The sequence below is a fragment of the Paenibacillus sp. FSL M7-0656 genome (genome assembly GCF_038003225.1).
In the GTDB taxonomy this organism is placed as follows: Bacteria; Bacillota; Bacilli; order Paenibacillales; family Paenibacillaceae; genus Paenibacillus; species Paenibacillus amylolyticus.
The window spans coordinates 6,508,000-6,521,808 of sequence record NZ_JBBOOT010000001.1 but is presented as its reverse complement, the minus strand read 5'-3'; the positions used below and the strand labels follow the sequence as shown (position 1 = coordinate 6,521,808).

Below are 13,809 nucleotides of genomic sequence, written 5' to 3'. Positions count from 1 at the left end.
GATGAAATTCATTAGTGCGGCTTCCTAATCCATTGCCGGTAACTTGTCAGTGATTTTCATCTGTTCTTCCAGCGGTAATTGTTTGGTGAACAGTACTGACTGCAACAGACTTTTAATCTGATTTAGCGTTTGCGTAAAATCCGAAGGATTATTTCCACACAACTTTTCGATCAAATCCCTGATTTGTTGGATGGGCAGAATTACGCCGGCACTGTACGCTATGGCATCGTTATTCCGATTTCGCGCAATGATAGCGGCTGTCAATGATTCTCGAATGCTGGCGATGACGGCTTCACGATTATTCTCGCTTCTGTCAAACCATGCACGCAGCTCCTCCAATTGCTTAGGATGATCGAATTGGCAAGTCTGAACAGCGGGATAGGTGCCCTTCATTAGATGTGTCAATACCTGGCGTGGCCCGACTTCCACCGTTCGGCTGATTCCTTGACTTTTCAGATAATGCATCGTTTCCAGCCAGCGAACCGGTTCGGTCATTTGGCGGTAAAGAAGCGGAAGTAGTTCTTGCCGCCCATACGTTCTTGCCGTCACGTTCGATATGACCGGCCACCGGGCGTCCCTAGTCTCAATCCTCTCCAGTTCAACGGCCAGTTGCTCCGCCGCTGATTGCATCAATGGACTATGAAAGGGGGCGCTAACATTTAAATATTTAACGCTTACATCTGTAAATTGCGCTTGCAGCCGATGAACCACCGATTGTACAGCTATTCGATGACCGGCAAGCACATGTTGGTTCAAAGAGTTATAACAAGCAATAACAACTTGTGATGTGTCGTTACTAGCTTGACGACAAAACTCCTCCAATTGATCAGAAGCAGCATGCGTCACAGCGACCATCGCTCCAATGTCGGAAGAATGCGCAGCTTGCATTAACATCCCCCGCTTCCTTACAATCCCGAGCCCGTCCCGAAAAGATAGCACACCGCTGCATACAAGTGCGGAATATTCGCCAAGACTATGTCCGGCCATAAAATCAGGTTGCCACCCCAGTTCCCTCCTGCCGATTTCGAAGGCAATAACGCTTACTGCCAATATGGCCGGTTGTGTATTCATCGTCTGCATAAGCTGTGAATGGCTGCCTTCAAAACACATTTCAGTAAGATTGAACCCCAGCGCATCGTTCGCTTCTTCGAAGTAACGCTTTGCTATAGTAAATTCATCGTGCAACTTTCTTCCCATACCGACATATTGTGATCCCTGACCCGGAAACAAAAATGCCGTAGTTGGCATAAGCAAACCTCGATTCGTAGTATTTTGTTTTAAAACAATTAAAGCGGTATGAAAAATACTCTATGTTGGGAGATTTTGATGAAAGATGTCGATTTGTGGTTGATAAAAGAAGAATTTGCTTTCGAGTTATACTCAAGAATAGGATATAGTTGTAATTTAAGCATAAAAATACAATACAGTACAATTTATTTCCATGTCAAGTAAGTATTTAGCTTAAAAAGAGGCTGTTCTAAAAGTAGATATACTACTGGCGGAGGAAGACGGAGCGTTCTCAATTCAATTTTACATACTCTCTCTTCAAAAAAGAAGGGTGTCACAAGCAGCCATTTCATGGCTTTTTGTGACACCCTTTTTCTATTAATCCATCGTCAAAAGCCGAGGAGATGTAGTTTGAATAGATTTGGATGCTGCCCAACAACCTAGACCAGCAGCGATGATGCTTAGAGGTATCATCAAGGCTATCCCTCCACCGTTCATAATCAGTGGAACTTCAACAATTCCGTAATCTGCCAATATAAAGTTAAGCAGAGGGGGGAGTCCTACTAAACCTAATGGAATTCCGACCAGCGCACCGATCCCCGATACGACAAGGATTCCAGTGGTTTCCGACAATCGGATTTGACGGGATGTCATACCGATTGACTTGTAAATTCCGTAGGTACGGCTCTCTTTCTTCATGTTAATTCGGCAAATACTGTATATGATAACAAACGTAATGACGATAAACAACAGCGCCATGACCGACATTGGCAGTACGATGATCGTGACAGCCTGGGAGAATACCTCATCAACCAGCGCAGCCTGACTTGCTATCCAGATTACACTTCCATATCGCTGATTCAATTCATTCACGAATTGATCAACTGAAGTTCCCTCATGCAGATTAACAAATGTTGTGTTCATCGCACTTCCATAGTCTGGATTACTTTTTCTGATGACGTCAGCGGTAATTCGCCCCGTATTGGACATGTTCGCGATCGCCTGGTAAATTCCGGTGACTGTCAGAGTATGTTTTTCACCCTCAATGTAAATGTCCAATGAGTCGCCTGACTTGATGCCCAGAGTTCTTGCAACATTCACACCGACCGAGATTTCATTGTCAGAAACTGGGTTATGACCCTCCACATTTTCATAGCCTATTTCATCATAGTTCCCATCAGCCACCGTCAGTAATATCCCCATCGTATCCTGTTTCATTTCAACCCCAGACTCCTGAGGCATCGGCAATACCGCATTTGCATCCCCGTAACGTGAGTAATTCTTAACTCTCGGATCCGAAAGAACCTCTTCTTTAAGCTGTTCAAAGGTCAATTCGGCTGGATTATCGATTCTTACGGACAGATCGGCCGAATCATAGCCCCATTTGGCAATGGTTCCATGTATGGACGAAATGCTGTATACAAACAGGAAACCAAAAACGAGTACAGAGGTGGACAAAGCCGATATCAGAACAATCAGCAGCGAACCCCGAATATTTTTCGTGACGCTTCTTAGCCCGATAATCATAGAAGTCGGAAGAGCGCCTATCTGGAGGAGCTTTCGTTTCCATGTTCCACTCCCTCCTGATTTTTGGGAATACGCCTTCTCCGACATGCCATAACGAACGGCTTGTGCGGGCTCGACACTGCGCGCCTTATTAGAAAACAGCAGGGCAGAGAGGAAGATAACCGCTACTACAGCCGCGCCAGTCCAAATGCCTGTTACTGAATACAGCCCATTCATACTTGATGACCCTGTGTTGAGATAAGCCATGGAATTTGCAATAATTGTACCTGAGAGGATATTGCTGACCAGAATCCCCGGGATGACCGAAACGAGCGCCAAGAGGGTATATTGCCCTACATAAGCCATAATTACTCTGCTGGAAGATAATCCAACGGATTTTATAATCCCGATCGTCCTGTAGCTGGAAAGAATAGCATCGGAAATCGTGAATCCCAAGGTGTAAAGGGCAACAGAGATCATGACGACTGCAAGAAATATCATAATGAAACTGATGACCTGGTTCGCAATCATATAATACGAAGACAAGCTCTCGAAGTCTTTAACCGATTCCAGATAGGGGGTCCCGAGAGACTGTTCAAATCTTTCCCAGTAGGCCCTGTTTTGGCTGTAGTCATCAAACCGCAATCCGGTCATATACTTATCGTCGCCCGGCAATGTGGTCATATTTTTATTATAATCCTGATGATTCAGCCAGATTCTCCCGCTCGTAGCAAATGGCGAACAGTATGAAATATCCACGACGACGGCCGCAACGTTCAACTGGATAACCCCTTCGTCCGTCTTAAATTCAATCGGATCCCCAACATGAATATCATTGGGATAAGCCAGAGAGGTGGGAATCCAGGCGCTTCCTTCTTCCGGTGTGCTTTTTTCTTCTCCTTCTACAAACTGCAGCCGGTCGACGGGAAAAGGTCCGCTTGGCGCATCCATCATGAATAAGTCAACATTAGGGATCTCTTCTCCAGCGTGAGACATACTAGACAGATAGCGGTACCGCATTAAATCCGAAACAATGACGCCTTTCTGCTTCTCCCACCAATTGTGTACCTGGATCGGATCATGGATGCCGTTCTCCATCCGCAATATTTGATGGGCGCCATGGGACTGATCATGCATACTCTCATACATACGATTTGTGTTGTTAAGAACCGACACAGCCGTTGAAAGGAGCAGGGCTGCCAGCATGATGATGATTGCAATGAAGCTGTTTTGAACTTTTTTATGCTTCAGGTTCGTCCAACATAGTTTCCATGCTGCATACATCCCTACCCCTCCTTACCTGACATAAAAATGAATATTTGGTTTTCTCTTGCTTTCAATTCATCCGGGGAATATTTGCCCAGTTCCAATATCCCTTCGATGTTTCCGTCTTTGACCAAAACTAACCGATCCGCCCTGCATGCAGCTTTTATATCATGCGTCACCATAACGATCGATTGAGCATTCTGGTTCATTTCGGTCAAAAGATCCAAAATAACTGCACCTTGCTCCTGACTTAATGCCCCTGTTGGCTCATCCGCAAAAATCACTTCTGGGGAATTGATCAAGGCTCTGGCAATAGCTGCTCTCTGCTGTTGGCCTCCAGATACTTGGGATGGCAGGCGCTCTGCTTGAGCCCCGATCCCTATCCTATTCAACAGGTCTAATGCTTGTTTATTCACATCCTTTTTGCTGCGGCCAGCCACGTACCCCGGGAAAGCAACATTTTCAAGCAATGTGAAATCAGGAATCAAATTAATCGATTGATACACATAGCCGATTTTGTTGGACCTGAAATCCGTAATTTCCTTTTCTGAATATTCATCAATTCGTTCTCCTTTGAAAATCACTTCTCCGGAAGTGATTCCATCTAGGCCGCTGAGGAGGTATAATAACGTAGATTTACCCGAGCCCGAACTGCCCATAATAACCGTAAAGTCACCTTTGTATACTTCAAGATTAATACTTTTAGCTGCGAGAAACTGTTCATTTCCCGAGGTGTAGACTTTGCATAAATCAACCGTCTTGATTAAAGTTTCTTTCTTGGAATTTTGTGTTATCAAAAGGACGCCCCCTAAAATTAATCTTATTTTTCTTCCTGATATTCGCCTGAATTCTGTTTGATCTCAAGATTGCCGGTGTCGGAGATAAGTTCTACCAATGGGCCTCCCTCACCGATATAACCATCCTGATAATTCGGCAGTGTCACCTTAATGGTTCCAGAATCCGCAAACAATTTGGTGCGCAGTGCTTGGGGAGCTTCAGCTGTTTGGATGAGAATATCTCCCGTATCAGATGTAGCACGGATATTTTGACTTATGTTAACAAAAGAAGCAGTGATTGCTCCCGTATTTGTTTCTGCGTTTATTACCCCTTCTTTTATATCCATCTTTATAGAACCCGTGTCGCTTATCACCCGATATTCGCTCGCCAAGACGGAGCCTACATAAATATTTCCTGTGTCAGTCACAACCTGCAGCTGGTTTAACTGGGTTTCAGGAATCCCTATCGTGAGTTTAAGGTTCGTATAGATATCAAAGAAACGGAATTTGCTGTCCTGAACAACTTCAATTCTGGTTTGTCCCTGATCCTGAGTGATATCCAGCCGGTAATCCTTCAGCGACTGCTTTGTTGTCTTTCCCTCCAAATTTGCCTTGATTTCATGTCCCTTAATTGGCACCACATCTACCGTCCCTGTTTCTGTATGGATAAGGACGTTTGTTGTCTGGTCCATCCGAACATTTTGTTCAGTAGAAATCTCACCCAAATTGAATGGCGACTTTCCTAACATATACAGCACTACATTTCCAATTACTCCGATAACGATCAGTAGAAGAGCAAGTCTGGTTAAGTTCCGGAATCTATTTTTCAATATAGTTCACATCCTTTTTATGACTTTCAAATTATATTTCAGATACCTGATAACAAGATTGTAATAAATTCGGGTAAATTTTAATGCTCCAATGACTATCAAAATTCCTCCACCGACCAAGACAAGCATAAGAAAAATATCATTGAAGAAAAACGCGACCGACTGATTCTGAATAATGAATAAGATCGGCGAAATGATTAAGAAAATTGCAAAGCCGAATCCCCCGGCAATGATAACTAAAGAAGCGACAAATGGCAGCATAACGATAATTAAGTTGAACAATCCTAAACTCACTGTTGCCAAAACCGCTTTAGTTACGCTTAAGAGCGTAGGCGATTTATCCGCCTTTGCAATTTGAGACTGGGCAAGTACTTCACGAGCAACCAATCGGGGATTTCCCAGCTTGGAGATCACCTCTGCTTCAGACCGTCCGCTTAATTTGGCAAACTCAAAATGTTCCCTGAATTCAGCCATAATATCAGTAAATTCCTCAGGAGGAAGCAGCTTCAGATACTGTGCCAATTCATTTAGATAGGCTTCTTTATTCAATCCGATCCCTCCCCAATCATTTCCTGCACTCCTACGGCAAAAGCGTTCCATTCTTCAATCATTTTGTTCATAACTTTCCTTCCCTCATCGGTAATCTTATAGTATTTGCGGGGAGGTCCCTCATCCGATTCGGATAAATAGGTTGAAAATAATCCTTCCGAAGCCAGTCTTCTTAACAACGGATAGATGGTTCCCTCCGCTATTTCAAATTTTTGCGATATCTGTTCAACTAACTCATATCCGTAACGGTCCTTTTTTGATGTTAAAACAAGAACACAAAGCTCCAACACACCCTTCTTGAATTGAACATTCATAATTTTTCACCACGCTTTATTTAGTACTGAGCAATAAACAGTAGCTGTTAATACAAATATTACCACCTACTACCGTTTATTGCAAGGTACCTGTCAATATTTTTCCCTTTGACTCCATTTTCTGGGTATATTTTTGGACAGCGGAAACAATGCCGTATATCGTAAAATCATTACCCTATGAGCCTGTGAGGTACGACAAGTGAAACTATCAAAACTCCTTAATGAAGACCGAACAATCCTGAAATTTTGGCAATGAAGACAGCCATCATAGCGACCAGGACTTGCGAATGCACGAAAGATATCAAACGATCTTGCTTAATCTTCATGGAGTGTCCAGAAAGGACATCAGCAAGTTCATCGGATGTTCACTTTCCACCGTCTACAATTACATAAACGCCTATCGCAGAGAGGGAATCCACGGTCTGCGACTCGAACCACCTATTGGACGTCGGCCTTTTCTGACCGCCGAACAAGAGCAATGCGTTTATCTTCCGCCAGATACTTGAAGGCCGCATCCGCAAGTCTATCTGCCGTTGACCAAGCGCTCGGATACTTCCGAATAAAGCCGTGCCGCGTATAGTCGCTCTGCGTCTGCTCGGCTAACCCCTCAGCACGCTTATAATCGAGGAACCGCGCTACGCCGCTTCCCACGATTATCTACACTAACTTTCGTAATTCTCACCACAACAAAAAACACCCCTTCCGCAATTTACGGTGGAGTGCTTCGAGTGTGTTTGCGCGAATCCTGTGTACCTGCAAATGCTTCATTACAAGTACACAGAACCCAACGATAATTATCGTCCATTTAACACTGTCTATCGGGAATAAACCTAGTTATGCCGAGGACCGGGATCGAACCGGTACGGTAGTCACCTACCGCAGGATTTTAAGTCCTGTGCGTCTGCCAATTCCGCCACCCCGGCAGGATTATGTATTTCTTGGCGACAAGAAATATCTTACCATGAACTAATTAACTTTGCAACACTTTTATTAAAAATAATAAAAAAAATGAAACAGGCACTGCAAGCGTCAGCTCACAGTGCCTAGAAAGTCCGAGTTGCGGTCCCGGACTTCCGGTAAACCAATCTATATTAAGGGAGGTGTGAGATAAGAATACCTCCCCAACATTAAAGAAACCTAAAATCAGCCTTAAATTAAACTAAAAAAGTAAAATAGGTCGAACACGAGCCGCTTCTTCCTCACTGCACTCCACGATAACCAAGATATGGTCCTTTAACAGCCAATCTTCGTAATACCGCGCATCCTCCTCCGAGATCCCCGCTTCAGTCAGTGTAAGCACCAAATCATCGGTCTCACTCCCAATCTCATTACCAGCGAGTCTACGCACTGCATTTCCGATCGACATCGTCTGATCCATTCGCTTCCCCAGACCAGCCAATATGCCTTTCAGAGCGCCAAAGGCACCATCTGTTCCGGCACCCTTCAAAGGTTTGGGCAGCCCCGTCTTTTCGCTCACCAGCTCCAGATTAAGCTGCTCCTTCGCCACCGCTCCCAAATATTTATCCTTGATGCCTTCCTCTTTGACCTTATTCAGCATAATTATAGCCTCGTTCTCGGTACGGGCCAGCCCAATAATCAATTGTGTCATTCCGTTCCCCTCCTTTTACCCTAATATAACCCCGTAATCCCCATTCAAAAACGGATCATCCACAGCTAAGACAAATCACCTAGAAGATTGTTGATTTCTCTTCTGGAAATCTATACCTAGTTCTGATAGACTAGATAAAGAAGACAAATTAACCATTGAAAACATTGACATATGGATTTAACATCTCATAATCAGGAGCAATGACTTATGAAAAAAGAGGTAGAAATTGCCATCCGGCGCAAGCAACAGATCATGGTTCGTAATACAAGCGGTCAGACGGTAACCGGATTTCCCGAGCGTACCGCTGATACATCCATTCTTTCCTTACGTACGGTCCACGGCAGTCTGTGGATACCGTTTGATGAGGTGGAACATGTTACGCGTCTGTTAAGCATCCGGTCTCATCATTTAAGCGGAATGCAACTCGTTTAGTCGGCTCTGTAATCCTAGAAACTCCAGTTCCCGTATAGATACGTTAACTAGATCTATTTATGCCAGCACTTTACACCAAAAAACCAGACGCATGCACGTCTGGTTTTTCTCTTCTACTTATCCTGTACCACGCTGCCACTGACCTCACAACAAAGGCCTTACAATCCTTATTTCTGCCCAACCATATCCTGTTGTTACTTCACTACAAACTTCACTCGTGTTCCATCCGGATATGTACTTAACTGATTCCCTACCCATGAACCTGCACCACGATTATCCTTCGGGGTAATGTACTGGATATCTGCACCTGTTCCTCCCTCAGCACACATCGCCATGGGCCACTCGTCACGATCCTTACCTTTTTTGACCGGAACACCCTTAAGTGATAGATCCCGATTGCCTTCCGCTCCATTACGATTAATGGTGCATACATCCGAATGCCCGGCCTTGATAGCAGCTTTAATATGTTTGGCTGTTTCGGGATAACGCTCTGAAGGGAACGTAATGGTATGGTCTACACTCTTATTAGTCCCACCGAATGGATTAGGTATCTCCTCGGGCCATTCGCCCCCAGGCCAGGCATAGAGGGCTACCAGTAGCATTGCTACCAGCGTCAGAACCTGCTTTTTGAAACCTTGCTTACCTTTACGTTTTCTTCTTGTGCGTCTCTTACTCATGCTGTGTCTCCCCCATTCAACACTTGCATTATAACAGAACGCCCGTTCGTAAAACAATCCAATACAATAAAAAAACAGCCGAGACCGCCCGGCTGTTCTGCTTGATTGATTATCCTACATTGGGAATGGCCTGTTGGCGCAGCAAGGGCAGTGTCACCTCAAACTGTGTACCTTTCCCCTCTGTACTCTCCACCGAAATCTGACCATTCATCAGTTCCAGCAGTTCTTTGCAGATGGTCAGACCAAGACCGCTTCCGCCAAATCGGCGCGCATGGGAGATGTCGGTCTGGGTAAATGCATCAAACAATGGTTCGATCTGATGCTGAGGAATGCCAATTCCCGTATCACGCACAGAGAATACCAATACAACGGTATCCATCAGTTGTTGCCTCACATCCACCTGTAACTGCACTTCACCTTGTTCTGTGAACTTAATTGCATTACTCAGCAAATTATCCAGTACCTGCCGAAGTCTTAGCGGATCACCGATAAGCACATCAGGAACATTCAGATCAGCATGACAGAGCAGACGAATTTGTTTATTCCGTGCCGCAGGCTCATGTGTCTTCACAATCTGTTGGATCAGCTTCAACGGCTGAAATTCAATGTTTTCAACATCCATTTTGCCTCTGCCCAGTTTCGCCATATCCAGGCTGTTGTTAATGATGTTCAGCAGCGCCTCACCTGATTGACGTGCTAGCTCCAGATATTCTTTCTGCTCATCCGTAGTTTCACCCATACTTGCAAGTTCGATCATGCCCATAATGCCGTTAAGCGGGGTACGAAGCTCGTGATTCAGCTTGCCGATGAATTCCAATTGCCCTCTGCTGTTCATCTCAGCCATGGAAGTTGCAAACTTCAACTGCTGTTCGGCATACTTCCGTTCTGAAATATCGTATTGAATGCCTACAAAATATAAACACTCTCCGGATTCATTAAAGATCGGATCAATATTCAGTTCGTTCCAGAACTTCTGACCACTTTTTGTATAATTTAAAATATCAATCTTAATGGATTGTTGTTTCTTTATTGCATCACGAATCTGCATTACCGTTTCGGGATCTGTATCCTGCCCTTGCAAAAATCGGCAATTGTGTCCGACAGACTCTTCATACGTGTATCCTGTCAGTTGGGTAAAGTGTTCGTTTACATACATGAGCGGAAGCTCAGGCAAGGTAGCATCGACCACCGTCACGGAGGATTTCACTTTCGAGATGATAAATTCCCATTGTAATGAGAGTTGATTATGTTGGCTCATGCCTTCCTCCTTCATCTCACACACATTAATGTTTATATATTCTGCAATCGTACATTATAAGGAGAGAAAACTAACCAGTCGGAATGTGTTGATATTAAATCAATATATTTTAATTGTAACACAGTTATTCAAGTCATGTGGTTCTTGGGTAATAGTTGATAACTAACATTCCACAATAACCTAACTACTCACCAGGAGGAACATACATGAAATTTCTGTTAATTATCATCATTATTATTTTGATTGTAGTCTTTTTTACCAGACGCAAACGTTAAAATAAGATCCGTTATGTAAGTGAGAAAGGAAGATGGGTATGAGAACCCTCTTTTTTATATTCATGGTACTCTGTATCATCAATCTCTGTTTCCCAAAATTCGGCTGGTATCTGCGCTATGGCTGGATTTCCCGGGGCGAAGCCGAACCCAGCAGGCCATATATGACTATGGTCAGAACGACCAGCCTGCTGATGTTGCTCATCGCCTTCACACTTGCTATGGCATGAACTATAGGCATTAGAAGATGACTGCCCTGTTGGGCAGTTTTTTTGTGGTGAAATGACGGGAAAATGATAACTTTGTTTGTGGTGCAATGATGAAAATGCCCGTAATATAGATATATCGTTTCGGAAAGGACATCATTGGCATGAACATCGCATTTTATCCGTACTGGGCCGCCAAAACGCTGCTCTCGCTTATTAATGTCATATATATCATGGTCATTACTACATTTATATACGGTCTCACTGGATCGGTACTCTCTGCTGCAATGTTTCCACTTATTCAGATCATTGCACGCATAATAGCCGGTCTCACTTTGCCATTACTTGTGAACCGTTTCCCATTCTCCAGACTATTGATCAGCATTTCCATAGCCAAAACATTAATCATGACCTGTATAGCCATTTCGTTGACTCACTTGATTTCACAACTGCCGCTTCTATTGCTCGGAGTGATTGTACTATCCTTCTTGGACGGATGGGAAACTCCGTTACTGAAGACTTTAACGCCACGATTGGTTCAAGGTGAAGACCTTATAAAAGCAAATAGCCTACTATCTTTCTCCAATCAGACTGTAACCATTGTCGGTTACGCCATGACGGGATTCGCCGTGATGAACTGGGGGGCGTCACAGACCTTCTGGGCAGCTACAAGCCTGTCCTGGGCCGTTCTGATCTTCATGATTGCCATGGCCTCGCTCACACGGAATGTAGAACAACCTCAGAAATCTGCTGTATCGCGGAATGTATTGAGGGAAGGTTGGAGTATTCTTTGGAAGAATCCATCCTTACGACTGATTACGCTTATGGACATTGCCCAAGCACTTGCGGATTCCATCTGGATCGGAGCTGTTACGCTAGCCTTTGCAAAAGAAGCTCTGGGACGAGGAGAAGGTTGGTGGGGACTCATGAACTCGAGTTACGCTGCTGGAACCATGCTTGGAGGTATTCTGGCTCTTGCACTGGCCAAACGTATTCAGAAACATCTAATCGCTAGTATGACCATGGGTTCTCTTCTCTTAAGCCTGCTGACCGTCGTTTATGGTCTAAACAACCTGCCATGGCTCGCTCTGGTGTTATGCATACTGATGGGTCCAGTTCATCAGATTCGTGATGTGGCTCAGCAGACAGCGCTTCAGAACAGTGTACCTGTCGAATCCCTAACCAAGGTATACGCCACCCATGGCGTCCTGATATCCACGGTTATGAGTGTATCCATAGTTATCTTTGGTCTAGTCGCAGATCAACTAGGCGTTCGATGGGTATACCTCATCGCTGGAGCCTTGTTTATTGTGTCTGCGATATGCTCATTATCGTTGAGCAGGGTTCACAGGAACCAGCCCATTGCTAAACATACGAAAAATATGTAAATCAAAAGAGACGAGCAACATTCTGCTCGTCCCTCACAATCTCAATCCAATCGATAATCTGTCAGCGGCCTGCCTTTTTTATAATACAAAGTAGGTGACAATATATTGAAGAAAATATGCACATCCGGCATGTATGCTTCTTCCAAAATAGCTTGCACCGACGATGCAATCCGATTATGAATCTCCTGGTCACGTTGAAACATCAGAATCTCTATAGAAGCCGGAGAAGGTGTTAGCGCTTGTACATCATGACGCTCTGCCTTCATTCTCTCCCTTGGAATATGAGTAATTAGGGCCATCTGCTCTGTAATTTGGGGTACAACTTCCTCTAGCTGAGGACCTGTGAATCCTTTAAAGCGAATAAACGGCATTGCTATCCCTTCAATCTCTGTTAATAGTCTCTTATGTGATTTTAAGCACATTGTTTTCAGTTGTCAAATGTCATGGATGACATATGTTGCTTCTTATAAACAGGAAAAGCCCCGCTGAAGTCTCAGCGGAGCCCACTGTTTGCACGTTTCTATACGTGACTTACAGCCAGAAAGATTTTGTGATGATCACGAGCAGGATGAAAAGCACGAGAATTGCACTTGTGGAAGTCCATCCGCCGCCGAATCCACCAACATTGCCACAACCGTATCCAACTTGACTCATTTGATTGGCCTCCTTTGAATTTCAAGGTATGCCATAACATATGCGTATTCCGTGCAAGTGACCGGGCGAATCGGCAAGTTCAACAGCCCATTCATCTGGTATTCATGCCTGGTAAATTAACCAGATGGGTCGATGGAGATTCTCAGTTGTATTTCTTGTGACTCCTGAGGTGAAGGGTCTGTATTTCCTCTGTCCAGAAGGATTGTACGAGTACGTGTATCACTTCGGGATGCCAGAACAACCTCTCCATCAGGAGTGATACAATAAGCGATTGGAATGGAGATCCCGCTATCACGGTACGAACCATCCGCATGGCTAGTCCCCATGACAATACATTGATGCTTCAAGGCGATCTGCCGAGCCTCTTTGACCCACTCACTGTACTGCTCTTCACTGAACATACCCACACCAATGGAATGCATCACAATATCCACACTTCTTATATTCTCGTTGCAAAATCCTTGCAGGACCAGCTCATCACACAACAAAGTGCTTATTACCCAACCCTGTTCCTGAGCCGTCTCAGCAGGTGTATATTTAGCTTTCTCCAATACAATCTCTCCAGCCTTACTGATGATGATCGATCGGTCCTTCGGGCGTTCGTCCAACCTGCGATGACCTGATACAATCATGGTTCCATATTCAGCCGCCAGGCGGCAAGCGTCTTCGACATTCTGGTTCAGATAACCTTCAGGAAAGAATACTACATCTGCATCAGGATGTTGCTTGAGTTCGGCTTCAAGCTGCAGCAAATGCTGTTCCAGCCTCGGTTGTCCAATGATAATCTTCATCTGGCATCCCCCATTCATAAATAAAAACCGGTTCATACCTGAATAAGGTACGAA

16 protein-coding genes and 1 tRNA gene are annotated in these 13,809 nt (G+C 44.4%); 4 read left to right on the top strand and 13 right to left on the bottom strand.

Annotation, left to right across the window (positions count from 1 at the left end; genetic code table 11):
- Window positions 1-24: 24 nt before the first annotated feature.
- The 6 genes from fabD to MHI01_RS28550 all read right to left on the bottom strand — a co-directional run bounded on the left by fabD (window position 25) and on the right by MHI01_RS28550 (window position 6,468).
- Complete coding sequence (gene fabD / locus MHI01_RS28575; protein ID WP_340984655.1) at window positions 25-1,248, bottom strand: ACP S-malonyltransferase; 1,224 nt, start codon at window positions 1,246-1,248, stop codon at window positions 25-27.
- 357 nt (window positions 1,249-1,605) lie between these two features.
- Complete coding sequence (locus MHI01_RS28570; protein ID WP_339283457.1) at window positions 1,606-4,017, bottom strand: FtsX-like permease family protein; 2,412 nt, start codon at window positions 4,015-4,017, stop codon at window positions 1,606-1,608.
- Between the two features lie 2 nt (window positions 4,018-4,019).
- The gene (locus tag MHI01_RS28565; RefSeq protein WP_127550779.1) at window positions 4,020-4,796 is read right to left on the bottom strand and encodes an ABC transporter ATP-binding protein; all 777 of its coding nucleotides are present in this window, start codon (window positions 4,794-4,796) and stop codon (window positions 4,020-4,022) included.
- Between the two features lie 23 nt (window positions 4,797-4,819).
- Window positions 4,820-5,605, bottom strand: coding sequence for a DUF4097 family beta strand repeat-containing protein (locus MHI01_RS28560; protein WP_127550776.1), 786 nt, complete (start codon window positions 5,603-5,605; stop codon window positions 4,820-4,822).
- Between the two features lie 6 nt (window positions 5,606-5,611).
- On the bottom strand, window positions 5,612-6,154 hold the full coding sequence (locus MHI01_RS28555; protein WP_164783394.1) for an HAAS signaling domain-containing protein: 543 nt from the start codon (window positions 6,152-6,154) through the stop codon (window positions 5,612-5,614).
- Window positions 6,151-6,468 carry a PadR family transcriptional regulator gene (locus MHI01_RS28550; RefSeq protein WP_127550772.1) on the bottom strand — a complete coding sequence of 106 codons (318 nt, stop codon included), beginning with the start codon at window positions 6,466-6,468 and terminating at the stop codon, window positions 6,151-6,153. Before MHI01_RS28550 ends, MHI01_RS28555 begins: the two co-directional genes overlap by 4 nt.
- A gap of 287 nt (window positions 6,469-6,755) precedes the next feature.
- On the opposite strand from MHI01_RS28550, the gene MHI01_RS31075 reads away from it, so the two are divergent.
- The gene (locus MHI01_RS31075) at window positions 6,756-6,974 is read left to right on the top strand and encodes a helix-turn-helix domain-containing protein (RefSeq protein WP_127550770.1); all 219 of its coding nucleotides are present in this window, start codon (window positions 6,756-6,758) and stop codon (window positions 6,972-6,974) included.
- Between the two features lie 331 nt (window positions 6,975-7,305).
- Here the strand turns inward: MHI01_RS31075 and MHI01_RS28545 are convergent.
- Window positions 7,306-7,391 (bottom strand) — tRNA-Leu (locus MHI01_RS28545).
- A gap of 236 nt (window positions 7,392-7,627) precedes the next feature.
- Entirely contained in the window at window positions 7,628-8,077 is a 450-nt protein-coding gene (locus tag MHI01_RS28540; protein ID WP_047843724.1) for a general stress protein, read from the bottom strand.
- Between the two features lie 207 nt (window positions 8,078-8,284).
- Here MHI01_RS28540 and MHI01_RS28535 point away from each other — a divergent pair, with 207 nt between their 5' ends.
- Entirely contained in the window at window positions 8,285-8,509 is a 225-nt protein-coding gene (locus tag MHI01_RS28535; protein WP_017687353.1) for a hypothetical protein, read from the top strand.
- Window positions 8,510-8,703: 194 nt separating this feature from the next.
- Here the strand turns inward: MHI01_RS28535 and MHI01_RS28530 are convergent, their stop codons facing one another.
- Both MHI01_RS28530 and MHI01_RS28525 read right to left on the bottom strand, forming a co-directional pair.
- Entirely contained in the window at window positions 8,704-9,186 is a 483-nt protein-coding gene (locus MHI01_RS28530; RefSeq protein ID WP_340984654.1) for a NucA/NucB deoxyribonuclease domain-containing protein, read from the bottom strand.
- A 109-nt stretch (window positions 9,187-9,295) separates the two neighbouring features.
- A complete protein-coding gene (locus tag MHI01_RS28525) occupies window positions 9,296-10,444 on the bottom strand; it encodes a sensor histidine kinase (protein ID WP_340984652.1) in 1,149 nt (382 codons plus the stop codon).
- 307 nt (window positions 10,445-10,751) lie between these two features.
- On the opposite strand from MHI01_RS28525, the gene MHI01_RS28520 reads away from it, so the two are divergent.
- Together MHI01_RS28520 and MHI01_RS28515 are read left to right on the top strand one after the other, a co-directional pair.
- A complete protein-coding gene (locus tag MHI01_RS28520) occupies window positions 10,752-10,946 on the top strand; it encodes a DUF6199 family natural product biosynthesis protein (RefSeq protein ID WP_036614780.1) in 195 nt (64 codons plus the stop codon).
- A 140-nt stretch (window positions 10,947-11,086) separates the two neighbouring features.
- Complete coding sequence (locus MHI01_RS28515) at window positions 11,087-12,310, top strand: MFS transporter (RefSeq protein ID WP_340984651.1); 1,224 nt, start codon at window positions 11,087-11,089, stop codon at window positions 12,308-12,310.
- A 41-nt stretch (window positions 12,311-12,351) separates the two neighbouring features.
- Here MHI01_RS28515 and MHI01_RS28510 read toward each other — a convergent pair whose 3' ends face one another.
- From MHI01_RS28510 to MHI01_RS28500, 3 genes are all read right to left on the bottom strand, one after another.
- Window positions 12,352-12,681, bottom strand: coding sequence for a DUF1904 family protein (locus MHI01_RS28510; RefSeq protein ID WP_017687348.1), 330 nt, complete (start codon window positions 12,679-12,681; stop codon window positions 12,352-12,354).
- A 160-nt stretch (window positions 12,682-12,841) separates the two neighbouring features.
- Entirely contained in the window at window positions 12,842-12,964 is a 123-nt protein-coding gene (locus MHI01_RS28505; RefSeq protein WP_083679583.1) for a sporulation protein YjcZ, read from the bottom strand.
- A gap of 116 nt (window positions 12,965-13,080) precedes the next feature.
- A complete protein-coding gene (locus MHI01_RS28500) occupies window positions 13,081-13,755 on the bottom strand; it encodes a hypothetical protein (RefSeq protein ID WP_340984649.1) in 675 nt (224 codons plus the stop codon).
- Between the last annotated feature and the right edge of the window lie 54 nt (window positions 13,756-13,809).

Coding starts and splice junctions, on each gene's coding strand:
- fabD (WP_340984655.1), bottom strand. CDS start 1,248: ATGCCAACTACGGCATTTTTGTTTCCGGGTCAGGGATCACAATATGTC.
- MHI01_RS28570 (WP_339283457.1), bottom strand. CDS start 4,017: ATGTATGCAGCATGGAAACTATGTTGGACGAACCTGAAGCATAAAAAA.
- MHI01_RS28550 (WP_127550772.1), bottom strand. CDS start 6,468: ATGAATGTTCAATTCAAGAAGGGTGTGTTGGAGCTTTGTGTTCTTGTT.
- MHI01_RS31075 (WP_127550770.1), top strand. CDS start 6,756: ATGCACGAAAGATATCAAACGATCTTGCTTAATCTTCATGGAGTGTCC.
- MHI01_RS28540 (WP_047843724.1), bottom strand. CDS start 8,077: ATGACACAATTGATTATTGGGCTGGCCCGTACCGAGAACGAGGCTATA.
- MHI01_RS28535 (WP_017687353.1), top strand. CDS start 8,285: ATGAAAAAAGAGGTAGAAATTGCCATCCGGCGCAAGCAACAGATCATG.
- MHI01_RS28530 (WP_340984654.1), bottom strand. CDS start 9,186: ATGAGTAAGAGACGCACAAGAAGAAAACGTAAAGGTAAGCAAGGTTTC.
- MHI01_RS28525 (WP_340984652.1), bottom strand. CDS start 10,444: ATGAGCCAACATAATCAACTCTCATTACAATGGGAATTTATCATCTCG.
- MHI01_RS28520 (WP_036614780.1), top strand. CDS start 10,752: ATGGGTATGAGAACCCTCTTTTTTATATTCATGGTACTCTGTATCATC.
- MHI01_RS28515 (WP_340984651.1), top strand. CDS start 11,087: ATGAACATCGCATTTTATCCGTACTGGGCCGCCAAAACGCTGCTCTCG.
- MHI01_RS28510 (WP_017687348.1), bottom strand. CDS start 12,681: ATGCCGTTTATTCGCTTTAAAGGATTCACAGGTCCTCAGCTAGAGGAA.
- MHI01_RS28505 (WP_083679583.1), bottom strand. CDS start 12,964: ATGAGTCAAGTTGGATACGGTTGTGGCAATGTTGGTGGATTCGGCGGC.
- MHI01_RS28500 (WP_340984649.1), bottom strand. CDS start 13,755: ATGAAGATTATCATTGGACAACCGAGGCTGGAACAGCATTTGCTGCAG.